23 protein-coding genes, 1 pseudogene and 1 riboswitch are annotated in these 22,679 nt (G+C 69.4%); of the genes and pseudogenes, 9 read left to right on the forward strand and 15 right to left on the reverse strand.

Annotation, left to right across the window (positions count from 1 at the left end):
* The first annotated feature begins 18 nt into the window (after positions 1 to 18).
* From ACFRAC_RS33985 to ACFRAC_RS33995, 3 genes are all read left to right on the forward strand, one after another.
* Positions 19 to 663, forward strand: coding sequence for an NADPH-dependent F420 reductase (locus ACFRAC_RS33985; protein ID WP_382938175.1), 645 nt, complete (start codon positions 19 to 21; stop codon positions 661 to 663).
* A gap of 268 nt (positions 664 to 931) precedes the next feature.
* Positions 932 to 1,228, forward strand: a complete 297-nt coding sequence (locus ACFRAC_RS33990) for a hypothetical protein (RefSeq protein ID WP_382938107.1) — start codon at positions 932 to 934, stop codon at positions 1,226 to 1,228.
* A 54-nt stretch (positions 1,229 to 1,282) separates the two neighbouring features.
* Positions 1,283 to 1,603: a pentapeptide repeat-containing protein gene (locus ACFRAC_RS33995; RefSeq protein WP_382938110.1), complete on the forward strand. Its 321-nt coding sequence runs from the start codon at positions 1,283 to 1,285 to the stop codon at positions 1,601 to 1,603.
* A gap of 63 nt (positions 1,604 to 1,666) precedes the next feature.
* Here the strand turns inward: ACFRAC_RS33995 and ACFRAC_RS34000 are convergent, their stop codons facing one another.
* The 11 genes from ACFRAC_RS34000 to ACFRAC_RS34050 form a co-directional block, all read right to left on the reverse strand.
* A complete protein-coding gene (locus ACFRAC_RS34000; RefSeq protein ID WP_382938112.1) occupies positions 1,667 to 2,320 on the reverse strand; it encodes a class I SAM-dependent methyltransferase in 654 nt (217 codons plus the stop codon).
* A gap of 81 nt (positions 2,321 to 2,401) precedes the next feature.
* On the reverse strand, positions 2,402 to 2,902 hold the full coding sequence (locus ACFRAC_RS34005) for a hypothetical protein (protein WP_382938115.1): 501 nt from the start codon (positions 2,900 to 2,902) through the stop codon (positions 2,402 to 2,404).
* A 122-nt stretch (positions 2,903 to 3,024) separates the two neighbouring features.
* The gene (locus tag ACFRAC_RS34010; RefSeq protein WP_382938118.1) at positions 3,025 to 3,399 is read right to left on the reverse strand and encodes a hypothetical protein; all 375 of its coding nucleotides are present in this window, start codon (positions 3,397 to 3,399) and stop codon (positions 3,025 to 3,027) included.
* Positions 3,396 to 3,803, reverse strand: coding sequence for a DUF6415 family natural product biosynthesis protein (locus ACFRAC_RS34015; RefSeq protein WP_382938121.1), 408 nt, complete (start codon positions 3,801 to 3,803; stop codon positions 3,396 to 3,398). The genes ACFRAC_RS34010 and ACFRAC_RS34015 overlap by 4 nt, the downstream gene beginning before the upstream one ends.
* Entirely contained in the window at positions 3,800 to 4,213 is a 414-nt protein-coding gene (locus ACFRAC_RS34020) for an ATP-binding protein (RefSeq protein WP_382938177.1), read from the reverse strand. Before ACFRAC_RS34020 ends, ACFRAC_RS34015 begins: the two co-directional genes overlap by 4 nt.
* Before the next feature lie 210 nt (positions 4,214 to 4,423).
* Positions 4,424 to 5,590, reverse strand: a complete 1,167-nt coding sequence (locus ACFRAC_RS34025) for a helix-turn-helix domain-containing protein (protein ID WP_382938123.1) — start codon at positions 5,588 to 5,590, stop codon at positions 4,424 to 4,426.
* A gap of 370 nt (positions 5,591 to 5,960) precedes the next feature.
* A complete protein-coding gene (locus tag ACFRAC_RS34030) occupies positions 5,961 to 6,107 on the reverse strand; it encodes a hypothetical protein (RefSeq protein WP_382938125.1) in 147 nt (48 codons plus the stop codon).
* 443 nt (positions 6,108 to 6,550) lie between these two features.
* Positions 6,551 to 8,089, reverse strand: a complete 1,539-nt coding sequence (gene guaA, locus ACFRAC_RS34035) for a glutamine-hydrolyzing GMP synthase (protein ID WP_382938127.1) — start codon at positions 8,087 to 8,089, stop codon at positions 6,551 to 6,553.
* A complete protein-coding gene (locus tag ACFRAC_RS34040; RefSeq protein ID WP_382938130.1) occupies positions 8,086 to 10,083 on the reverse strand; it encodes a tetratricopeptide repeat protein in 1,998 nt (665 codons plus the stop codon). The genes guaA and ACFRAC_RS34040 overlap by 4 nt, the downstream gene beginning before the upstream one ends.
* 74 nt (positions 10,084 to 10,157) lie before the next feature.
* The gene (locus tag ACFRAC_RS34045; protein ID WP_382938132.1) at positions 10,158 to 10,472 is read right to left on the reverse strand and encodes a hypothetical protein; all 315 of its coding nucleotides are present in this window, start codon (positions 10,470 to 10,472) and stop codon (positions 10,158 to 10,160) included.
* Positions 10,473 to 10,493: 21 nt separating this feature from the next.
* The gene (locus ACFRAC_RS34050) at positions 10,494 to 11,033 is read right to left on the reverse strand and encodes an NUDIX domain-containing protein (RefSeq protein ID WP_382938134.1); all 540 of its coding nucleotides are present in this window, start codon (positions 11,031 to 11,033) and stop codon (positions 10,494 to 10,496) included.
* Positions 11,034 to 11,248: 215 nt separating this feature from the next.
* Here ACFRAC_RS34050 and ACFRAC_RS34055 point away from each other — a divergent pair, with 215 nt between their 5' ends.
* Entirely contained in the window at positions 11,249 to 12,124 is an 876-nt protein-coding gene (locus ACFRAC_RS34055) for a carbohydrate kinase family protein (protein ID WP_382938136.1), read from the forward strand.
* A gap of 190 nt (positions 12,125 to 12,314) precedes the next feature.
* On the opposite strand, the gene ACFRAC_RS34060 is transcribed toward ACFRAC_RS34055, so the two are convergent.
* Positions 12,315 to 12,695: an Imm10 family immunity protein gene (locus ACFRAC_RS34060; RefSeq protein ID WP_382938138.1), complete on the reverse strand. Its 381-nt coding sequence runs from the start codon at positions 12,693 to 12,695 to the stop codon at positions 12,315 to 12,317.
* Positions 12,696 to 13,045: 350 nt separating this feature from the next.
* Here ACFRAC_RS34060 and ACFRAC_RS34065 point away from each other — a divergent pair.
* From ACFRAC_RS34065 to ACFRAC_RS34080, 4 genes and pseudogenes are all read left to right on the forward strand, one after another.
* A pseudogene (locus ACFRAC_RS34065) lies at positions 13,046 to 13,911 on the forward strand (IS5 family transposase).
* 570 nt (positions 13,912 to 14,481) lie between these two features.
* Positions 14,482 to 15,021, forward strand: a complete 540-nt coding sequence (locus ACFRAC_RS34070) for an RNA polymerase sigma factor (protein ID WP_382938140.1) — start codon at positions 14,482 to 14,484, stop codon at positions 15,019 to 15,021.
* Positions 15,018 to 16,166: a hypothetical protein gene (locus tag ACFRAC_RS34075; RefSeq protein ID WP_382938142.1), complete on the forward strand. Its 1,149-nt coding sequence runs from the start codon at positions 15,018 to 15,020 to the stop codon at positions 16,164 to 16,166. The genes ACFRAC_RS34070 and ACFRAC_RS34075 overlap by 4 nt, the downstream gene beginning before the upstream one ends.
* 519 nt (positions 16,167 to 16,685) lie before the next feature.
* Positions 16,686 to 17,342 carry a transposase gene (locus ACFRAC_RS34080; protein ID WP_382938145.1) on the forward strand — a complete coding sequence of 219 codons (657 nt, stop codon included), beginning with the start codon at positions 16,686 to 16,688 and terminating at the stop codon, positions 17,340 to 17,342.
* Positions 17,343 to 17,634: 292 nt separating this feature from the next.
* Here ACFRAC_RS34080 and ACFRAC_RS34085 read toward each other — a convergent pair whose 3' ends face one another.
* Together ACFRAC_RS34085 and ACFRAC_RS34090 are read right to left on the reverse strand one after the other, a co-directional pair.
* Positions 17,635 to 18,558: a ThiF family adenylyltransferase gene (locus tag ACFRAC_RS34085; protein ID WP_382938148.1), complete on the reverse strand. Its 924-nt coding sequence runs from the start codon at positions 18,556 to 18,558 to the stop codon at positions 17,635 to 17,637.
* Between the two features lie 616 nt (positions 18,559 to 19,174).
* Complete coding sequence (locus ACFRAC_RS34090; RefSeq protein ID WP_382938150.1) at positions 19,175 to 19,663, reverse strand: DUF3293 domain-containing protein; 489 nt, start codon at positions 19,661 to 19,663, stop codon at positions 19,175 to 19,177.
* 194 nt (positions 19,664 to 19,857) lie between these two features.
* A riboswitch (SAM riboswitch) is annotated at positions 19,858 to 19,967 on the forward strand.
* Between the two features lie 56 nt (positions 19,968 to 20,023).
* Between ACFRAC_RS34090 and ACFRAC_RS34095 the strand changes: the two genes are divergently transcribed.
* Positions 20,024 to 21,091, forward strand: a complete 1,068-nt coding sequence (locus ACFRAC_RS34095) for a hypothetical protein (RefSeq protein ID WP_382938153.1) — start codon at positions 20,024 to 20,026, stop codon at positions 21,089 to 21,091.
* A 428-nt stretch (positions 21,092 to 21,519) separates the two neighbouring features.
* Here ACFRAC_RS34095 and ACFRAC_RS34100 read toward each other — a convergent pair whose 3' ends face one another.
* On the reverse strand, positions 21,520 to 22,614 hold the full coding sequence (locus ACFRAC_RS34100; protein ID WP_382938156.1) for a UvrD-helicase domain-containing protein: 1,095 nt from the start codon (positions 22,612 to 22,614) through the stop codon (positions 21,520 to 21,522).
* Positions 22,615 to 22,679 lie beyond the last annotated feature (65 nt).

Genomic DNA, 22,679 nt, shown 5'->3' on the forward strand with positions numbered 1-22,679 from the left:
CGCAAGGAGCATCACCACATGAGCAACATCGGCATCCTGGGCGCCGGCCGCGTCGGCACGAACCTCGCCGGCAAGCTCTCCCAAGCCGGACACCATGTCACCATCGGCGCACGCAGCCCCGAAGACACCGCCGCCCGCACCGTCGGCCTCGACCCGCGCATCGCCCTCGCCGACCACCGCACCACCGCCCGCACCACCGACATCGTCATCAACGCGACACCCGGCCACAGCTCCCTCAAGCGCCTCACCGACCTGCGCACCGAACTCTCCGGAAAAATCCTCATCGACGTCTCCAACGCAACCCACGCCGCCGCCGACGGCCTGCCCGGCGACCTGTGCTACCCCGGCAGCAGCCTCGCCGAGAAACTCCAGAACGCGCTCCCCCACACGCATGTCGTCAAAACCCTCAACACCATGCTCTACATGGTCATGACCGCCCCCGAAACCCTGGCCACCCCACCCACCGCCTACCTCTCGGGCAACGACGAACACGCGAAAAAGACCGTCACCGGCCTGCTCGCCGACCTGGGCTGGCAGCCCGAACAGATCGAGGACCTCGGCGACATCACCACAGCCCGCGCCACCGAAGCCATGATCCTGGCCGTCCCCCACATCCTGCGCCGACACGGACTCAAACCGACCGCCATCACCCACACCCACTGACCCACCCAAGACCAGATCCAGGTAACGGGCACGAGCGACGCAGATATGGGGTGCCCCCCGCTGTCCGGCCGCCACACCGCCCCGCCGCTCCAGCCGTGCCGCCCGCCGCCGCGCCGGTCCCGTGCCCCGTCGCGTGCCTGCCCCTATCGGCTCCCGTCCACCGGGACAGCGACGCCGTGCGCCCGCGCTCGTGCCTCCCGCCCCCGCGCAGCCCGCCGCCGTCGCACCGGAGAGCCGGTGGGCGCGCCTCCAACAAGCTGCGAACACCTTGGCCGCCCTGGGCACCCTCGCCGTGATCGTCTTCACCTGGCTGTCGATCCAGCAGGTCGACAACGACCAAGCCCTCACCCGCGAAGGACAGGTCACCGACCGCTATAGCGCCGCCGTCGCTAACCTCGGCGCCGATTCCATGGATGTACGTCTGGGCGGCATCTACGCCCTCCAGCGCATCATGGAGGACTCCCCTCGCGACCAGCCGTCCATGGTCGCCGTCCTGTCCACCTACGTCCGCAACCATGCGAAGAAGCGGGACGGCGCCGTCACGAAGCCGGGCACCGACGTCTAGGCCGCGCTCACCACACTTGGTAGCCGGAACCTCGCGCACGACAGCACCGCCCGCGTGGACCTGTCGGGCGCGGACCTGCGCGGCGCGGACGTGTGGAGACTGAAGTTGCCCTCTACGGACCTGTCCGGCACGGATCTGCGCGGGGCGACCCTGGCTGAAGTGGATCTGTCCAGGGCGACCCTGGTCGACGCGGACCTGGAGGGCGCGGTCTTGATCGGCGCGAACCTTCGGAAGGCGGAGATGGGCGGGGCGAACCTGAAACAGTCGCATCCGGGTGCCGCAGACCTGTCCAACACGGACCTGTCCTACGCGAAGCTGGACGGGGCGAAGCTGAACGGCGCGGCGCTGAGGGGTGCGACGCTGCCGCCCAGGTAGTTAAAAGGCCCCGCCCATCCGCCACGGGGGGAGCGGACAGACGGGGCCGTACAGGGGGCGACGCTAGCGTCGCGCGTGGACGATCAGGGTGCCGATGTGCCCGGGCTTCGGTGCGTCGACCACGGCGGCGTGGACCGACGCGAACCCGGCGCGCAGCAGGTGCCGTTCCCACACGGCGGGCTTGTAGCTGTAGCGGTAGGTGAACATCGCCTTCCCCGCGAACCCGCCCTTGTACATGCCCTGCGGGCCGTACGCGCCGGGGATCGCCGGGGGCTGGGAGAACACGAACACCCCGCCGGGGTTCAGACGCTCCCGGACGAGGGGGAACAGGCGGGACGGGTCGGTGAACCAGGCCGCGCCGAAGATGGAGTACACCGCGTCATAGGTGGCGGAGCCGTCCGCCAGCCATTTCAGGACTTCCCCGCAGTCGAAGGTGGCGCCGGTGTCCGCCCACCGTTCGCTGGTCTTCTTCACCATGACCGGGGACAGGTCGACGCCGTGAGCCATGACGCCCTGCCCGGCAAGATAGGCGAGGGCGCGGCCGGTGCCGCATCCGATCTCCAGCACGCTGGCCGGGTCGCCGAGCAGCTCGGGGCCGGGTCCGTGGCCGGCGTACTGGGTCCAGCAGAACGTGGGCTCGGCGTCGTCCTTGAACGCGGACTCGGCGTAGGTGTCCCACAGCTCGGTCTCGGCGTCGACGTCGTGCGGTACGGGCACAGCGGCTTCCTCTGGTCGTGGTGGTGCGGGGTGTCGCCCCGCCCTCCGGTGGATGCGAGGACGGGGGCGACTGTAGCGGGGTCAGTGGCTGTCGGGGACCTTGTTGTCGCACGGCGAGCAGTTGGCGCCGTCGATCGCCCACAGCTCGTCATCGACGTCGAAGCCGATGGACTTCAGGAAGTCGGCGGTGCGCAGGCACAGGCCGTCGCTGCGGCGCGTGATGAAGGGCGCGTGGTGCTTGTAGGCGCCGCCGTTATAGGCGCGGCCGATGCCCCACCACACGGGGGTGTCGAGGATGAGCTGATGCACGCCGTAGTCCACGAGCTTGCCGACACCAAGGTGGACTTCGGGGTGCTCGATGCTGCCGATGGTGTACATCACCGCGTTGCCGAGGATGCGCTCGGCCATGTCCCGGACCATGGTGTGGTCACGGAGCAGCAGGGCTACCTCCCGGTCCCACAGGCTCATCCCGGAGTCGAACACGTTGATGGTGAGTTCGGTGATGTACGGGGCGACCGCGTTGAGCAGTTCCTCCGGATCCCGCGTCCTCGTGCTCGCGAGCGGTTCCAGCGTGACGGTCATGACCTTCCCTCTCTGTCGGGGTTGTCGTTGCCGTGCATGGGTGGTGCCACCCGCCTCGGGGGGCTCGACCTGTCCAGGGTTTCCGTCACCCCGGGGCGGGCGTTGGGCCCGTTGCCGCACCGTCAGGGGATGCAGTGCGGCAACGGAGTGTGTGCGCCGGGCGGCGGCAGGGTGGGGAGCCTGCACAGCTCCAGCAGGGACCGCGCCAGGACCGCCATGTCGTGCAGCTGCTCCGGGTCGCCGGCGGCGGCCGCCTCGTCCACGGCCAGGGCCTCGCGGGTGCGGCCCGTAACGTGGTCGGCGGTCGCGCGGATCTCCCCACGGAACTCACGCCCGGCGAGTTCTTCGAGGAGCGCCTGGAGCTGCCCGCGCAGGGTGCCAGCGAGATGCGCGCGGTCGTCGGCGCCGCCGGGCCCGGGCCAGCCGAGACGGACCTCCCCGAAGACTTTCGCGTAGGTGGCGCGGATGTGCTCGGCGCCGATCGCTTCCAGGCTCACGCGGCCTCCCTCACGCAGCGGGTGTCCACCAGGTGCTCGTGCAGCGCGTCGAGGGCCAGGGCGAGACGCCGTAGCAGCCCTACGGCGGGCCAGAACTCGCAGGGGATGTCCTCGGAGAGCACCGCGCGGGCCTGTGCGAGGAGCCGGCCTGCGGTGGGGTCGTACGGGGCGTGAGCGAGAGCGATGTCCACCAAGTGCATCGAGTAGCCACGCAGGCGTTCAGTGAAGGCGTCCACGTGGTCCGGGGCGGGGGCGCCTTCGAGGAGTGTTTCGACGTCGTCCAGGAAAGCAGAGCCATCGAACGGCTGCCACGCCCGTAACATTTCCAGCACCTGTGCAAGGTCGAGGTCGGGCGGTGTCCACCGTTCGAAGGGGTGCGTCGTTAAAGCGCTGGTCGAGGTCACTGCGTGCCCCCCGGAAGCGTGAGTTCGCAGTAGATCGTGGCGCCTTCGTCCGCGGCGCCCCACTTCCCGCCGTTCTCGCGTGCGAGGAAATCGACCAGGAACAGGCCGCGGCCGCGCTCGGAGTCGCTGTCCGCGACGCAGGTCACCGGCCCGCCGGGCATCTCGTCCTGTACGGCCAGGTGCAGGAGGTCGCCGCGCACGGCCATGGTGTAGGTGATCTGTGTGCCGCCGCTGTGCAGGATCGCGTTCGTCACCAGCTCCGACACGATGAGCGTGGCGTCTTCGACCAGGGCGTCCAGCCCGCAGTGCCGCAGCCGGGCCGCTGTAAGCCTCCGGGCCATGGCAACGCGGCGAGCGTCCTCGGGGGCGACGCTGCCCGTGGCAGATAGGACAGAGATCCCGAAGCTCACGGAGATCAGGTCGGTGGCCAGTCGGCGGCGGGCCGGTGGGGCCAGAGCATCGGCTTCGGAGGCGCTTCGACTTGTGCGCTTCTCCGCCGGAGGGGGTGCTGTCGTCATGGTCGGCTCCATTCGGAGATTCCGGTGACGACATGGTGGGGCCATAACCAGGCCCCGACTGGCATGAGTTCATGCCAGCCGGGGCCAAAGGTTGACGCGCTGTCACGCTTGCGAGGTCAGCCAGCTCCCGTACGACAGGAAGCTGTCGGGAAGACGCCGGTGCGCAGCCTCCAGACTGGCATAGGTCTCGCGCACCATCGGGTGGTACTTCGCCTGCTGCGGGGCGGTCTTACGCGCCTTGAGGAGACTGGCGAACGACGCCTCCGTCTTGCCCGTCCACATCTGCGCGCGGGCGACCTCGGCCCAGTGGTGACTGGTGCGGGACTTCGGCCAGTCGGCGGGGATCGTGAGCCGGTCGGCTTCCTCCACGGCCTTGTCGTACTTGTCGAGCTCGGCGAGGACCGACACGCGGTGGACGCTGACGTTGGTCGCGCCGAACGCCATCCACAGCACCTTCACGGACTCGCCGGTGCGCCCCGCGATCCGCTCGGCCTCGGCGAGATGGCCTAGGGCCTGGTTCTCGTTTTGTGCCCGGCCGGCCATCACGGAGCCGCCCAGGTGAAGTTGGCCGGTGACGATGTCCCGCTCCCGGGACGCCTCGGCCTGAGCGATGGTCCGCAGACCGAGGTCGACCAGGCGCTGCCCGGTGCGGTACTTCCCTTCACGCAGGTACGTCAGGGCGCGGAAGTACTGGTAGGCGCCGCCGAACACGGCGCTGCCCGCGCGCTGCGCGGCCCAGTCCAGCCGGGCAAGGGAGAGCTGTGCGAGGTCGCTGTAGCCGAGCTTGGTGGCGACGTCGTAGGCGGTGCGGTAGAGGGACGCGAGGGCGATCCATCCGTCGCTGGTCTGGTGTGTGTGCGCGGCGGTGGTGGCCTCTTCGATCAGCCCGGCGACTTCGGTGGCGGCCCGCTTGATCTCTCCGGCGCGGACTGCCGCGCACAGGGCTTCGGAGTCGCCTTGCAGGACGCGCAGCGGGCGTGCGGAGATCTCGGGGTCTGCGCCCAGGTCGTAGACGTCCAGGGCCTCGCGGATGGGAGCTATCAACACGTCGAGCTCGTCGGCGCGCAACTCGTCCTTGTAGGGCTGTCCGGTGATCGTGGAGACCTCCACGCGCATGGCCCGGGCGAGTTGGGCGATGGCGTACGGGGTGGCCGCGCACCTGCCCTGCTCGATCTTCGTCAGCGTGTAGTACGGCACTTGCGACAGGTCGGCAAGGGCCTGTTGCGTGAGATGGCGTTCCTTGCGGAGACGGGCGATTCGTGTACCCATGTGGTCCTGAGACAGAGAGTGCATACTTGCTCCTGTTCTGCTTCGACACCAGAACCGTACCCGCGGTCGGCTTTACGGGTACACGAATAGCCCCACCGCCCCTGGGCGGTGGGGCTTTGTCGTGCTGGTCGCGCGTCGGTGGCCGGCTCGGGGTCGTCCAGCAGGCTGGCGAGGCTGGATGCGGATCCGCCGGGACACGCTCCTTGTTGCGCCACACCATGCTCGGTAGCGTCTCGGTGCTGGGCGGGGGTCGGCGACTGGGAACGTCACCTTCAGCGGGTGCACGGTATGCCGGCGGCGTACTCCTCCAGAAGCTGGTGCAGTTCTGGGCGTAGAAGTTTCGGGTGCCGTCGGAGTGCTGGTGCATGAGTCACACCGCGGCGAGCGTCGGCAGGATGTCGCCAGCTCTGTAGAGCCCGGCGAGATGGTCCTGCAGGCGGCGGGCGCGCGGCAGCCAGTCGTTGCGCGGGTCGGTGCAGGGCCGGATGAGCGTCTCCCGGGCGGAGCTGGCCGTCACCGCTGGAGTAGTCGGGGACTGGCAGGGAGCTGTTGGCCCGGGACCTGCGGTTCGACTCAATCTGCAGCAAGTGAGTTGCTCGCTTGTCCGAGCCGCACGGCGATGTGTGCGCGCATAGTCGCGGTCCGCTCAGGGGCAGCTACCTACAAGAGCATGTTGACAAGGTCGGGCGCCAGTTCCCCTGCCTTGTGCAGGGGCAGATACTTCCAGGACTGGGCGGCGTTCTGCGCTGCCACTTGGGTGCGTCGCGTGCGCGGACCGAGCCGGTCGAACCAGCTTGGCGTCGCGCTCGGGGTCGGGCGACTCCTCAAACCGGCACATCGCACTCAGGTCGGCACCGGCCGCTTCTCGGACCTGCACCTGCCAAAGCGGGAGAGACTGCTGTACCGGGGCGGGGGCGGCCGGTGGTGTAGGTCGGCCGTCCCTCGCCACCGGCCTCCCGGTCATTCCCAGCCGATCGTCCCCGGGGGTTTCTGCGTCACGTCCAGGACGACCCTTCCGATCTCGGGCACCTCGGCCGTTATCCGCCGGGCGATGACGTCCAGCAGCGCGTACGGCAATCTCGCCCAGTCCGCTGTCATGGCGTCGCTGCCGGTGACCGCGCGCAGCACGAGGCAGTGCCGGTGCGAGTCCCGGCCCCCATCGGCCGAGGCATCCGGAAGGGGCACCAGCACCCCGAACGCCTGCCAGACGTCGTCGTAGACGCCGGCGCGCCGCAACTCACCGAGGAAGACGGCATCCGCCGCCCGCAGCACGGCGACCTTCGCCCGGGTCACCTCGCCGATGATGTGCACCGCGAGCCCGGGTCCGGGAAAGGGGTGGCGCCCGATCATCGGCCGGGGCACCCCGAGCACGGCCGCGAGCGATCGGACCTCGTCCTTGTAGAGGTCGCGCAGCGGCTCGACCAGTCGCAGCCGCAGGTCCACCGGCAACCCGCCGACGTTGTGGTGGGTCTTGATGACAGCCGATCCCCCGATGCCCGACTCCACCCGGTCCGGGAAGATCGTGCCCTGGGCCAGGAACGCCGCCCCGGTGCTCTCGGCCAGTTCCTCGAACTCCCGGACGAAGCCTGCGCCGATCCGCTTCCGTTTGAGCTCCGGATCGGTGATTCCCCGGACGCGTGCGAAGAAGCGGTCCGCGGCGTCAACCACGGTCACCTCCCGGCCCAGCCAGCCACGGAAGTGGGCCGCCACCTGCTCGGCCTCCCCCTCGCGCAGGAATCCGTTGTCGACCAACGCGTGAGTGACCTGGCCCGGTACGGCCCGCTGGAGGAGCGCGGCCGTGACGGCCGAGTCGACGCCGCCCGACAGCGCGCAGATCACCTTCTCGCCGCCGACCACGGACCGCACCGCGTTCACCATGTCGTCGACGTAGGACAGCGCGTCTGGCGAGGGATCGCATCCGCAGAGGCTGAGCACGAACCGGGCGATCAGCCGCCTGCCGTGCGCGGAGTGGACGACCTCGGGATGGAACTGCACCGCGTACAGCCGGCGCGCGCCGTCCTCGGCGACCGCGATGTGATTCCCCGACGAGACGGCGGTGACCCGGAATCCCGGCGGCACGGCGGTGATGAGGTCGCTGTGGCTCATCCACACCTCCTCGTCCGCGACGCCGTCCGGATACAGGCCGGACCGGGCGTCGTCGCGGCCCTGAAGCCGCGTGCGGCCGTACTCCCCGCCCCGGCCCGCGCCGGCCACCACCTCGCCGCCGAGCTGACGGGTCATCACCTGCGCGCCGTAGCAGATTCCGAGCACCGGAACGCCGGCGCGGTAGAGCTCCTCGGACAGCACGGGCGCCCCGGGCTCGTACACGGAGTCGGCGCCGCCGCTCAGGATGATGCCGCGGATCTCCCGCACGTCGATCTCGGCGAGCGAGGCGGTGGGCGGCAGGAACTCGGCGACGACGCCTAGCTCCCTCACTCGCCGCGCGATCAGATGGCCGTACTGGCTGCCGAAGTCCACGACCGCGATGCGCTTCTTCATCCGTCCTCGCCGGAGTCCCCCCGCCGGGCACGCCGGGTCTCGTCGAGCCCAGCGCGGGCCCGGACCACGACGTCGTGCCGCGGTCCGTAGATCATCTCCAGGGTGGCGACACCCTTCTCCTGGAGAGTCGTCGCCTCGTCGAAGCGCCCGAGTCCCGCGTACGCCCTGCCCATTCCGCCCAGCGTCAGGGCAACGTCTCGGTGCGCGGGGCCGTACGCCTCCTCGAAGATCCCCAGAGCTCGCCGGTAGGTGCGCAACGCATCGGCGTGCCGCCCCGCGGCGAGCAGGGCGAGGCCTGTGTTGCCGAGGGCCCAGGCGGTCTGGGGGTGCCGAGGGCCCAGCACGCGGGTGAAGATCGCTCGCGCTTCCTCCAGATCGCGGAGGGCTCCTGCGGCCTCCCGGTTCGCCAGTCGGGCGACGCCGAGGTTGACGTACGACGAGGCCACCTCTCGGTGGTCAGGCCCGTGGAGCTCGCGGTAGCGGTCCCGCGCCCCGAGGTGGCAGGCGATCGCCTCCTCGCAGCGCCCGGCGCGGGTGTGGGTCCGGCCCAGGTTGTTCAGGGTTCTCGCGACGTCGGGATGGGTTTCGCCGACGGCTTCACGCAGGACGGCCAGCGACTCCTCCAGCACCTCGGTGGCCTCCCGCAGCCGTCCGGCTCCCCGATGGGCCACGCCGAGCTGCCCGAGCGTGCGCCCGGCCGGCAGGCGTACGTCACCGGGGAGGGCGTACCGGAGTTCCAGAGACCGCTCGAAGAGGATGGCCGCCAGCCGGTGGGCGGCTTGGTCGTTGAGCGAGATGCCAGTCCGGTGGGCGAGGTCGGCGAGGTCCCCAGTCGCGTGGCGCAGGCGCGATGCGTGTCCGCACAGGCGCAGGACGTGCGGGGCTGCCGCCGTGTACCAGGCGAACCCCCCGTGGTCCTCGTGGTCGGGTGCGAGAGCCGTGAGATGGGTTCCCCAGACGTCGAGGCGGCGCTTCTCCTCGTCCTCGTCGGCGGCCCACCGGCTGATGTCCTGGACGAGGCGGTGCACGCCGAGCGAGTCTGCGGAGCAGCGGACCATGCCGAGGCTCTGGAGGCTGTCGAGGGCTCCGGCGAGGTCGTCGACGCCATCCAGATCGCGCAGCAGTGCGAAGGGGACGTCATCGGGTGAGACGTAGGCCAGCAGGGCGAGCAGTTCCGCCGCCTGCGGCTGCCCGGTGCGCAGGCCGCTCAGCGCGACATCCCAGGTGGTGGCGACCGGGGCGGGGTAACTGGGCGGGGGTTTGCGGGCCAGGAGCACGCGCTGGCCCTCCTTGTCCGCCATCCTTTCCAGGTAGCCGTCGATCGTCTCCCCCGGGCGGGACGTGATATAGCCGATGGCCTGGGTGACGGCCAGCGGGAGTCCGCCGAGCCGCTCCGCGAGCCGCGCGCGGGACGTCTCGGGCTCCGAGGGCAGCGCCTCGCGCAGCCAGCTGCGCACGTCGGCCAGGGACAGCGGGGAGACCCTGACGACGCGGCGGTGCGCGTTCCACCAGGTCTCATTCCGCGTGGTGATCAGGACACGTCCGTCGCCGGCCGGGACATAGCCGTGGATTTCCCCGGGAGAACTCGCGTTGTCGAAAACAAGGAGCCAGTCGTCCCTCTCGCCCAACAGCGCCTTCAGGGCCGCGGTCGTGGCGGCCTCGGGTACCTCCTGCCCCGTCACATTGCGCAGCAGGTTCTGGAACTGGGCGGGGATCAGATCCTGGGATTCCGCTTGGATCCAAGCGACGAGGCCGTAGTGGCGGCCGTAGGCCTCGGTGTAGGCGGCGGCCAGCGTGGTCTTCCCCAGCCCGCCAAGTCCGGTAAGTGCCAGCATGGCCCGCTTCTCCCGGGTGAGCGCGGTGTGAAGGTCCTCCAGGTCGCCGGCGCGCCCGACCGCTCCCCATTCGCCGAGAGCGGGTGCAGCGAGGGCGATGCGCCGGGTCAGGGCGGGGGCGGGATGGTTCAGGTGAATCGTGTTGTAGTGACCCGTCACGGTGAGAATGTGACCACCGGCCCGGCTGGCTGTGACGGAGGCGTCAACGGGGCTCCGGGCGGCTCTGCCGACGCCTAGTCTTTTTTCCGTTTCCCACGGTCCTGCTCGGTGTTCCGCACGCGGGCGATGAGATCCTTGCGGACCTTCGTGCCGGAGATCCGCGCGTTGTTCGGTCCTTCGGCGGTGGCGCCTCCGGCTTTGCTGGAGGAGTCCTCGATGACCGCGTTCCCAGTCTCCGGCGGGTTGTCACGCCGTGCCGACAGCCGCAGCCTGGCGCCGAGCACCCGTGCCTCGCCGGCCATCCGGCCACGCAGCAGCACGGCCACCACCGCTACCAGGCTGATGGCCACCACGACGACGGCGACCACGGCTATATCGGTGTTGTCCATCCCACCTCCACGCAGGTGTCCTCAGGCGAAGCTCTGAGGGGTCTCCTCAATTTTCAGGGCTCCGTCGGCCCCATAGCTGTAGCGGATGAAGCGCACGGCTCCGCGGGGGGTCTCGTCGACGACCGTCGGGATGAGCCACGGCAGGTCCTCGACGAGCGGTAGCTCCCCGAGCCGGTCGATGCGATGCCACTGGGGCACGCCCTCCTCCGACGAGGCCGTCTCCTGTTCGACCGTCTCCGCGACGAACGTGAATAGCATGATCCCGGGATCGGCGGGACCCATGTCGATGTTGATGAGCGCGGCGAGCCGGAACGCCTCCAGTTTGACGGCGATCCCGGTCTCCTCTTCGAACTCCCGCTGGGCGGCGGTCAGCGGATCCTCGCCCCGTTCGATGTGACCGCCGATTCCGTTGTAGAGGCCGGGCCAGATCTTTTTGTCCGGGGCCCCTTGGAGGAGGAGGACGCTTTCCTGTTCAACGCTGTGCGCGAATACCAGGACGCGGGGGACGATCTGATGACGGGGACCTTTACCAAGACCCTGGCTCTCCGGTCCGTTTGACACTGAACTGCCTCCCGCTCGCTCATGGAATCACTCACGTAGGCCTAGGTGTTGGAACCCGCGACCCGAACCGCTTGTTAGCCTGCGTCACCTTAGAGGGTTTTGTTGATCATTTTCCAGATCGGTGAACTCGCATGGAAATACTACTGATCGGCCACCCGGTACTGGACCAGGTGGACTCCGCCTCTTACTCCTTGATCGGAGAATGGGGACTCGTCTTGGGGGAAACGGTTCGCCGCTCGGCTTCGGAGCTCGACGCCCTCGCCTCCCGATTCCCGCACCGCCGTCTCACACCCGGCGGCTCCGCCGCCAACACCGCGTCACTGCTGGCCGCTCACGGCCGCCGGGTGGGCCTGGCCGGACTGATCGCCGACGATCCCGCGGGCCGGCTGATGGCACGAGCCTACGACGCGGCGGGAATCGATCTCCTGACACCGCCGCGGGAAGGCGCCGAGCCGACTACCACCGCCCTGATTCTGTCCACCCCGGACGGGCGGGCGGCGACCGCCATCTGCGTCGGGGTCACCGAGCGGCTCACCGCGGCGCACCTGCCGGACGTACCGCCGCGGACACGGTTGGTCTTCGTCGAGGGCCGCGTCCTGGACCAGGTGGGCGCCGGCCCCCTGACCGACTACATCGACCACGCCCGGGGCGCGGGGGCCTCCGTCGCGTTCTCCCTGTCGGGCCGACGGGAGGTCCGCCTGCACCGGGAGGCGCTCCTCAAGACCGTCGCCCGTTGCGGGCTCGTCCTCGGCACGGAGGAGGAGTTCGCGGATCTGGCGGACACCGGGCCGCGCGCCCTGCTGACCGGCCTGTCGTCCGAGGGGACGATCGCGGTGATGACCCGGGGCGACCTAGGCGCCGTCGTCGCGGAGGACGGCCGTCTGCTCGCCTATCCGGCGCTCGCTCCGACGGCGGTGGTCGACACCACCGGTGCCGGGGACGCCTTCGCGGCCGGTTTTCTGCTCTCCGCGACAGCGGACGGAACCACGGACGACGCGATGACGTCGGCCGCCTGCCTCGCCTCCCACATGGTGGGCCACCCGGGCGGCTGGGCCTGCGACTGCCCGACGCGGAGCGTGCTTCCGGGCTGACGGCCGCGGCAAGGCGCGTCCCGGCCCGGCGGGACGCGGCTGGCGGGACTGCGTCCGCCGCGGCGGACCGTGTCCTGGCTGGCCGGCTGCCGACGTCTCCACCGCCGCTACGAGCGCAAGGCCGAACACTTCCTCGCCTTCGTTGGCATCGCAGCACTCCTGATCGGATACCGCCGCCTCGACAGGCGGGTCAACCCGAGAAACCAGTGAGTCGAGGCCGGGCCTCCTCGCGTCCGAAGGCCAGCACCTTCGCAAGTACCTCACGCATCTCGTCAATACTCTCCGCCGGGACGTCGAGCACCGCCTCGATCCTCGCGTCCTCCAACTCCAAGTCATCCAGACACTCGGGGTCCAGCGACACCGTGAGCAAGCCGCCTGTCAGGGCCACTTCGCTGACACAGCCATAAGCCGTGCACTGGTCCGGGGTCATCACGCAGTACGTGTCGAGCCCGAGCGAGATGTCCTGTGCGGACGGCTCACCGACAGCGCTCGTGAACAGCAGGAAGAAGCCTTCATCCTCCTCCGCCACGCCAGCTTGCATCTCGCCATCAACGTCGATCTCAGCAGCCACCGAACGGGCTGTGAACCTGTATGCCATACGCCGGTTCTACCAGGAGCCCAACACAGCTCACACCCACCCCTCCACCAGCAAGGGCTGTAGACGCCTCCATAAGAAGCGACGTCTTAGAGGTCGTTTTAACCTGTGATGACCGCTTATCAAGCGATTCTTTGAGTGGTGGGTGGCGGTGCAGGCGAGGTCTCGGAGACCGTCGATGCCGGCGAGTCGCAGGAGGTTGCGGATGGGATAGGAAAGGCCGTAATCCTGTCTCATCCCAGGATGCCCGGTCTTCGAGGTCGTGTGCTTCGACCGCCGCTGGCGTGCGACTGGGCGCACTCGGTTCGCGGCAGTACGCCGGAAGCATGCCGAAGCGACGTCCCTATCCGAGTGATCTGTCCGATGCCCGCTGGCAGTTGATCGAGCCGGTCCTGGCAGCCTGGCGTTTCGAGCGCCGCGGCCGGGCCCTGGACGTCGGCCGGCCGCCCGAACACGACCTGCGCGACATCATGGACGCGATCTTGTACGTGGACCGTACCGGGGTTCAGTGGCGCTATCTTCCCCACGACTTCCCGCACTGGAACACGGTCTACGGCTACTTCGCCCGGTGGCAGCAGGAAGGCGTGTTCGCCCAGCTCAATGGCCTGCTCAGGCAACTCTTACGGCAGAAGGAAGGACGGGAGGCCGAACCGTCGGCCTGCGTGATCGACGCGCAGAGCGTGAAAACCTCCACCAGCGTGCTCGCCTCCAGCCAGGGCATCGACGCCGGGAAGAAGATCGTCGGCAGGAAGCGGAGCATCGTCACCGACACGATGGGCCTTCTCCTTACCGTGCTGGTCACCGCAGCGAGCGTGCAGGACTCCATCGCCGGCGGCCAGCTCCTGGACCAGGTCGCCGCCGAACACCCCCGCATCCGCAAGGTGTGGGTCGACGGCGGCTACCGCCAGCACCTCGTTGAGCACGCCGCCGACCTCGGCATCGACATGGAAATCACTCAACGCAAACCCGGGACCAGGGGGTTCACCCCGATCCCGAAGCGATGGGTGGTCGAGCGGACCTACGGATGGCTCATGCTCCACCGCCGCCTGGCGACTACGAGACCCGGCCCGCCCGCTCCGAAGCCATGGTCCATATCGCTATGGCAGACCTCATGGCCCGCCGCCTCACCAGCGAGAACACCATCTCCTGGCGCGACCCGACACCGCAGGCCAAACAGCAGATTCCAGGATGAAACAACGGGAGAAAACGACCTCTGAGACCGACTGGCGCGCGGAGGTGCTGAGGGACGTGCGGGCACACGAGTCCGCCGACAGCGAGTCGGTGCGAGCAGCAGTGTGTTCGTCTGCCGGGTGCCTGCCGTGTGCTGCAACCGAGTTGCAGCTGCGCTGGGCTGGGTGCGCGCAGAGTGACGGTGGCTCCCCCTCGCACGCATTGTCCGCGAAAAGAATCTTGCTTCGTTTGTTCACGCGGGCGGCCTCTCGGGCCTCTCATCCAAGGACGGCCGATCCGTCCGCCGTACGACGAGAGGATGGGGTGCGATGGATGCTGTCACTGTGGTGGGGGTCGGGGGCCCGGCGCTTGCCGGCGTGCTTGCCGCGTACTTCCGCTATCGGGTGCTGCACGCTCGGGCGGCTCGCAGGCACCTGGCCGAGGTGACGCGGGCGGCGGGGCCAGGTGGGCAGGTGTGCCTGACCGAGCGGCGGCGTGGGCGGTACGTGCGGCTCACCGTGAGCCGTCGTGGAGGTGAGGGGGACGAGGCAGCGTGACGACTTCGGGGGAGCCCACGGACTTTGACCCGCCGGTGGACCTGTCCGTCGGCGGGGTCGAGGACCGGACTGCGGAACGCGCCGCCGTCGATGCGGAGTTCTCCGCCTTCTACCGGGCCGACTTCCCGCGTCTGGTCGGGTTCCTCATCCTGGTAGGTGCCGGTCGGGAGGACGCGGTGGACGCCGCCCAGGAGACGATGCGCACGCTCCACCAGAAGTGGGGCGAGGTACGCCATCCCAAGGCGTGGGCTCGTACGACAGCCCGCCGGGCGCTGATCCACGCGCTCAGCTCCCTCCGGGAGCAGGGCCTCGGGGAGCCGGCGGAACCGGCTGCTGCGCTGTTGGTGGGCGACCAGGCCATGTGGGAATCAGTGGAACGCGACGAGGTGTTGGCCATCCTGCGGGAGCTGCCTCCTCGCCAGCGGCAGGCGCTGGCTCTGACGTTCGATGGATTCAGTCCGGCGGAGATCGCACAGATCCTGGACGTGCCCGCGATTCAGGTGCGAGGCAACCTCGCCCGCGCGCGCCACACCGCGGTGAGGGTGCTCGGGAAGCGGAAGGGGGAACGCCAGTGACCACTCACGGGGACGAGCCTGGGCCCGCCGACCCGATCGACCGCGAGCTGACGCCGCACCATGAGGCGTTCACAGCGAAGATCGAAGCAGCGCTGGATGTCGAAGCCGGCCTACGCGACATCCTGCTCCAGTCCCGTCATGAGGCGTTCACGGTGCAGGTTGAAACCGCTCTGGGCGTGGAAGCCGGCCTGCGCGACATCCTCAGGCCTCCCACCCTCCAGACGCCCCCCAGCATCCCTCCTGCCGTTGCCCCGCCTGTCGCCAACGCAGCCCCCGGCGGCAGCAGGTGGCAGGCCAGTCCGGCCCAGCGGCTGAAGCTGCGCAGCAACCCCCGCGTGGCGGCAGCGAGCCGCGTGCTGCATATCGTAGGAAACTGGGCCAGCACCATCCCCCACGACCTCGACGTCCTCCGCGCTCTCGACGGCCTCCGCGACCTCGACCGCGAACTCGACCTGGCCCGCGCCCTCGACCGCGTCCGCGGCATCGCCGACCTTCACATCCTCACCCTTGACCTGGCCAGCGACCCCGACCTGACCAGCGACCCCGGCCTGGCCCGCGACCCCGGCCTGGCCCGCGACCACGCCCGCGCCAGCGCCCGCCTCCTCGCCCGCGCTCTCGACCAGGCCGGCGCCCTCGACCACGCCCGCGCCCTCGACCCCGACCTGGCCCTCGACCACGCCCGCGCCTTCGACCACGCCCGCGCCCTCGCCCGCACCCTCGTCCGCGCGCTGGACCCCGACCTCGCCCGCGCCCTCGACCTCGACCCCGACTTCCCCCGCGCCCTCGCCCTCGACCTCGACCGCGCCCTCGACCGCGCCCTCGACTGCGACCTGGCCCTCGCCCGATACTGGTGCCTGAAGATCATCAATGACGAGTACACGCAGGCCGTCGGCGCGCCAGTGGCAGTGGCAGTGGACGAGGAATCCCTGGCGAGTCTCATGGACGACTTCACCACGGACGACCTCAGCAACGCGGATGTACGCGAGGACGACCCGAAGCTGACCGGAGTCAGGTGGTCGGACGGCACCACATGGCCCGCTTCCACCGACATCTACCGTCTCAAGCGGCGTTCCGATCGTCAGGAAGACGGATCCTGGATCATCCGTGCCGGCACGGGGAACGTACGCGAGAACCTCCTCACTTGACCGTTCCGCGACCACCCCTGGCGATCCCACAGGCCAGCACCCCGCATACCGCCCGGGACCGCGCTGGCGGGAGTGTAAATCTAACGGCGGAACCGACGATCATGGGAGAGACGTCAAGTGATTGATACCGCCGTGGAGTTGGAGACCGTGGAGCCTGTCGAGAGTGCCCAGCCTGGGCAGCCTGCGCCCGTGTCCGACGAGCAGTTGGTCGCGATGCTGGTGGAGCGGGCCCGGTCGGAGGGGCTGCAGCTGACTGGGCGGGGTGGGCTGCTGCAGCAGCTGACAGTGATGATGTAGCCCGCGGCACCGCTTGGAGGTCTGACCCGGCAGCTGACCGGCACTTGGGTTGGCCTTGCTTGGAATTGTCGATCTACCAAGCGGTGCCGCTGCGCGCGGCCGATCGGGCATCCGTGACTTCATAGGAGCCCGGCCAAAGGTCCCATCACTGTCTTGTCCGTCTGCCCGACCGGCGCGCGTGCCGCCCCTCACGTGCCGTACGGAAGGACAGCAGACACCAGCATGGCAGCGGATGAGATAGCCGTCATCGGCGGGATCGACACCCACACAGACATCCACCAGGCCGCAGTCATCGACACGGTCGGCCGTCACCTGGCCACGCAGCCGTTCCCCACCAGCCCGGCCGGCTACCAGCAGCTACTGGACTGGCTGCGCTCGCACGGCGAGGTCCTCGCTGTCGGAGTGGAGGGAACCGGCGCCTACGGAGCCGAGCTGGCTCGGTTCCTGACGGCGAACGGCATCACCGTCATGGAGGTCGACCGGCCCGACCGCAAGGCCCGAAGAGACAATGGCAAGTCCGATCCCGTCGACGCCTACGCCGCAGCAATGGCCGTCCTCTCGGGCCGTGCAAAGGGGACGCCGAAGTCCCGCGACGGCATCGCCGAGGCCATCCGCGCCCTGCGGGTAGCCCGCAGCTCAGCCATCAAGGCCCGCACCCAGGCCATCAACCAGATCCGCACCCTGATCATCACCGCCCCTACCGAGGTGCGCGAGCAGTTCCGGGGAATGCCCACGGTGGAGCTGGTCGACCACCTGGCCCGCTCCCGTCCCGCTGGCGATCTGGCGGACCCGGCCTGCGCCGTCAGGACCGCTCTGCGGCGTCTCGCCGCCGATACCGGGCGCTCAGCCAGGAGATCGCCGATGCGGACGCTGAGCTGAAGCCCCTAGTGACGAGGGCCGCGGGGCGGGCCAAGCGCATAGGCGTGGTCCTCCCGATGCTTCTGGCCGGGTGCTTTCCTCGGAGTCGGTGCAGGAGGTCGTCGACGGCCCGCCGGGCGCGGAGCGGCCAGCGGCGTACCGCGCGGGCACGTGCAGCGCGCGCCTGTTCAGCAGCTGGGTGCCGTCCCGTGACGGTGACGGGAGCATCGTCGCCAAGCGTCCGCAGCATGCCGTCGTAGGGGCAGCCCGTCTCGCAGCCGTCCTCGCGGTGGTCGAGGGTGGTGGTCAGGTGCTACAGGTGGGCGCCGGTGTCGGCGATCCCGCCCGGTGCGGTCGTCATAGTGACGAACTGATTCAGCTGCGCGGCCGCAGCGCTGTTGGAGAAGACGAAGACGTTCTCCTTGCGGCGCAGCGGATGGTCGGCGGGCGGGCCGGTGATGTAGGCCGGGTCGTCGAGAGCGCCGTCACGTTCGGCTTGGACGTGGGCGGGGTCGTACTGGCCCAGGCATTCCATGCAGGCGCGGCCAGGGGCGGCGATGTGGGCGCGCCATTCGGCGCCGCGCAGGCGTCCGCCGCGGGCGTCGACCGCGATGCCGCCGTCGACGACGGGGATGAGGTGGGCGTAGGCGAGGAGGTTGAGCACGGCGCGGGGCCAAGGCCGGTCGACACAGGAGAAGATCACGTCGCAGTCGGCCACGGCGGCGAACCCGGCCGGCTCGACCACGCTCAGCTCGTACGGCGCCGCCCGGAAGGTGGCAGCGGTCGCCGCGCGGCGGGCACTACTGGCAGCGAGGCGGGCCTTGGCCCGGTGCAGGTGAACGTCGCGGATGGTGACGTTAAGGAGCCGGTCGAGGTTGACCTCTTCGACGGTGTCGAAGTCGAACAGGCTCAGATTCTGGATGCCAGTGCGGGCCAGGGCTTCGACGACGAGCATGCCGACCGAGCCGCATCCGACGACCCCCACGTGCGGGCGAGCCAGGTCGTCCTGGGTTGTCTGTCCCCGGGCGGAGACGGTGCGCAGTTGCCGGTTCGTGGCCGGTGGCGCGGGGAGGAGGCGGTTGTTGAAGGTGACCGTCAGGCGGCCGCCGACCACACGGACGCTCTCCGCCTCGGTGGGGGCGTAGCGGCGGGGGGCTTGTTGCTGCCATACGCGGGCGCCGAATCCGGCATCCGTGGCCGCGAAGGTCAGACCGACCAGGGGGCGCCCGGTGATCACCTGGGTCTGCGCGGCGAAAGACGCCTCAGCCTCATGATCAACAGCATTCAGTCGCTGCCATCCCCGACCTTGGGGATGGGCGTGGATGAAGCCGAGCCCGCAGCCGCGTTCGGATCCGGGAGGGATCGCCGGAGCGAGCGGGCTGGATCCCCCCTCCGAAGCCAGCAGTACTCACAGTTTGTCCGATCATTCGATGCGGCCGGCCTTCCAGCAGGAACGTTGAGACCCGTTCTTCCATACGACAGAGCACCCGCCGGAACGCCCGGGCAGATGGTTTGGTCCTGGCAGCGGGCGGCAGGGGCACGGTGGGCGACCGCGTCGACGTCGGTGTGGGCGTACGGCTCCAGCATCGTGACGTCAGCTTGTGCCGTCCACGTGAGGGCGGGCCAAGTGACGAAGCGGGGAGGTCTTGTCCCACACATGCCAGCGCGCACCGCACACGGGGTCGGTTTCGTAGGTCACGTCCGCGGGGAAACCGTCGGCCTTGACCCGCTCGGCGGGCGGTCCGGAGAGCACCCTGGCGCATCGGGGGCAGCGGTCTGGGGTGCGCATGGGGTACATGCCCATCGTTTTCCTGTTCCTGGTGCTGTTGTTTCGGCGTCCGGTCGCGGGTCCGTCAGGCGGTCGGCCAAGTGACGAGGCTCCGGCCCCTGTTGGTGAAAGCCGTCCATCCCTGGACATCCGTCACGCCGCCGTCGCAGGACAGCAGATGCCAGGCACCGGGGGTCCAGGCGAAGACCGCGTCCTGGCGGAGGCACCGTCCCAGTTCACGTGCCGCCGAGTCGCTCAAGCCGGCGATGGCGACGCTCTGCTCGATGTGCGTGCCGTGCGCATCACCTCCCGCTGCGGGCCACCACGCGAGCCCTCGCCGGTCAAGTTCGTCAAGGAGCAGGGCCTGAGCGCGGGCGTTGTCCGCGGCGAGGGCGGGACGGCCGTGGGGGGCGGCGGTTCCGGCAGGTCCGGGGAGCTCGGGGAAAGGGCCCTCGGCCGTGCCCCACGGACGCGGTGCGACCCGTACCGTCCGGTCCGGGAATCGGATATCGACGACCGTCCGCCGGTAGAGATCCCAGTTCGGGGGTGTGGTCGCAGCGTCAGTGACCTGCATGAGGCCCTCCTGTGGACGAAGGACCCCCTTACCCACCGGCAGGGAGATCGGTGCTCGCTCCCACAAGGCCGTGGGAGCCGGTCCTCGGCGCGATCGCGTCGTGACCGGGCGGAACTATGCCACACCACCGGTCAAGGGGCACAGCGTTGTGGATCACATTGTGCAAAACCCGGACGGGTGTTAGCTTCGCGCCCGGTCACGAGTTCCAGCGTCAAGCCCCGGCTTGCTGGAGACATCTCGCTCGCTGCGGATGCCCCGGGTGACGACCCAGCCCAGCGCGCGGTGCGTTGGGAAGTCGCAGATCACCGGGGTGTGGACGTGCACTACCGGGGTCCATCGACTCCGGAAGGTTGACCGCCCGTGCCCGTTTCCGACGCGATCCCCGAAGTGCCGACGGGGCGGCAGACCCAGAAGCCTGAGCCGGCACCCGAACCCGCCAGGTCCGCAGTCGCGGAGCCGGGCCGCGCGGGCCTGGTGACCATCGGCCTCAACACCGCCCGGGCACTGTTCTGCACGGCCGAGGTGAGCAGCTCCGGCCTGCCAGGAACTAACGAGATCTTCGATGAGTGGCTCGACAGCGGATTCGACATCGCCTTCTACCGCAGCGAGGACCGACCCCTTCAGGCACGTGCTGTCAACCAGGAGGAATGTGTTCCCGGATCGCTGATCAGCAGCCGTATCGGAACGGCCCGGTTGGAGTCGGTCTGCCTCAATCCTCACCGGCGCGCACCCGCCGGGCCGCAGGAGCCGGACCCGATGTCTGCGGGAGGCGAGGAGGCCAACGGGACCGATGCCCGGACGGACGCAGGCATGCCCGGCAACCGCCTTGGAGACGAGGAGGACAAGCGGCGGTACGCGAAGGTGGAGTACCAGGAGGACACCGGCTGCGTTCTGACGGTCGTGGACGACTTCGCCGAAGGAACGGGGAAGGAGTCGGCCCATCACCTGGGCGGCGACATCACCCCGGACACCGACGGAGACTGGTTCAAAACGCTCACCACCCTCACCGAACTCGCCCAGGCAAGGCTGGAAAGGCAGGGATGGGCCCCGGACGGTCCATGGCAGATCCAGTGGTGGTGCAGCTCGTGCGACGTCACGGACCCGCCGTACGAGACCCTTGAAGTGTTTGAAGAGTACGGCTTCGATCCGGGCGAGATCACGCAGCACTATGTGTCCATCTACAGCCAGGGCAGCGACGGCTATTACACCGTCGAGTTCAGTGCGGAGCACCGGGGAGAGGACCACGTCATGTACCTCCAGCTGGAGCTGGACGCTGGCAGCAAGGAGGTGGGCAGCGGCAGTCTCGAAGCACTGCGGAGCCACCTGGAACAGGCGACGGAACGGGTGCGGGAGGCCGGATACACCCCGCTCGACGGCGACTGGAGCGTCCACTGGACACGCTGCCACGTCCCTCTGACCGAGCTGTGACCGACTGACGGCCCCAGGCTGCTGTGCCCTGTTGTTTCCGTCCAGCCGAAGGGCGGAGAGCGAGCAGCTGTGCCGTTTGAGTGTGCAACATGCCGCGAGTGCGCCGTGCCCCTCGGTTCCTCGGCATGGGGCCTGACCAGGCAGCTCGCCGTCCTCGGCCTGTGCGTCTGTGTAGGGATCATGATGGCCCTTCAAGAATCCCGGAGGTCCATCATGATCTATGCGGATCCATCGCTCCCGTCTGCCGGGGCTGACCTACGGCAAGGGGAGATGAAAGCCAGGACGAAGCCGCGGGATGTCGCATAGTAGGTCGGGCTGGCTCCCCGACAGGCCGCCCACCGCTCCGCCTGCGCGGACGCGGCGCAGCAGCGGGCGAGCATCGTGAGGAGCCGGACGCGGGCTGTCGGCGCTTCCAGACCTGGGCGCGGTCAGGGCGGCTGACGGAGCGGCCACGCCCTGTGCGGCGGGCGTCGAAGTAGGCCTTGCGGGTGCCGAGGGACTGGCCGAGGATCACCTGCTCCCATTCCTCGTAGAGGAATTCGGCGTCCCAGCTTCTCGTCGAGCTCGAGAAGGATCTGGCGGAGGATGTTCAGGGCCACGCTGTCATAGATGCGCTGCTTTCCGGCGCCGGAGAGGGTGTTCTCGTTGAGGACGCGGGCGGCGAGCTGGTCGATGTGCGTGATGTCGACGCGGGCGAGCTGCTCGGGCTCGAGGAGTGAGGCGAGGCGTGCGCGCAGTTCGGTAGTGAGGTTCTTGGTGAAGGTGGTAAGCAGGATCGGCTTGTTGTGGCCGGGGGTCAGCTGTTCGGCAAGCTGTTTGACGCGGTGCAGGGCGACGATGGTCTTGCCGGTGCCGGGGCCGCCGGAGACGCGGAAGGGACCGCTGTAGCGACGGTCGACGAGCTTGGCCTGGGCGGGATGGAGGAAGACCTTCCAGGCGCGGAAGTCGCCCTCCTCGAGGATGTCCTTGAGGGCGTCGTCGATGGTGGTGACGGTGGTGCGGGCAAGCGCCGCGTCCAGCTCCTGCAGCTCGGACTCGGCGAGTGCGACGTCGACCGGGGCGGTGATCTCCTTGCGGACCTCGTCGAGGGACAGCCCGGCGGCGAGACCGTACAGGATGTCCTTGGTGAGGAGGGGGGCGCCGGAGACGAGGGCGTCAAGCTCGTCGCTCTCGATGACCGCGAGGGCGAGGTCGATGAGCTGTTCGGCAACGCCGAGGTCGCGCAGGTCTTCCGCGTCGAGGCCGGACAGCAGCGGCTCGACCTCCGAATCCGCGGACGTGGTCGTCGCCGGTTCGGCCGTGTCCGGTGCGGGGGCCGGCGTCTCGGGTTCGTCTCCGGGTTCGGACTGCTCGGCCGGCGTGAGCGGCGCAGCGGCCCGCGCTGGTACAGGGTGCGCCGTACGGACGGCGCCGGCTCGTTCATCGGCGCATCGTAGTGCGGGCGTTGACGGGCCGATGCGGAATTCTGGCGCCGTGCGCGGGGTGCGTCGACCCCTCTGGAGAGCGCTGATCCCTACCGTCAAAACCGGCTCCGGCGCTCCCCGGACCCTTGCAGTCCCTCGCCGGTCAGCGAGCAGGCTACGGCCTC

It is taken from the genome of Streptomyces sp. NPDC056628, assembly GCF_042792555.1.
In the GTDB taxonomy this organism is placed as follows: Bacteria; Actinomycetota; Actinomycetes; order Streptomycetales; family Streptomycetaceae; genus Streptomyces.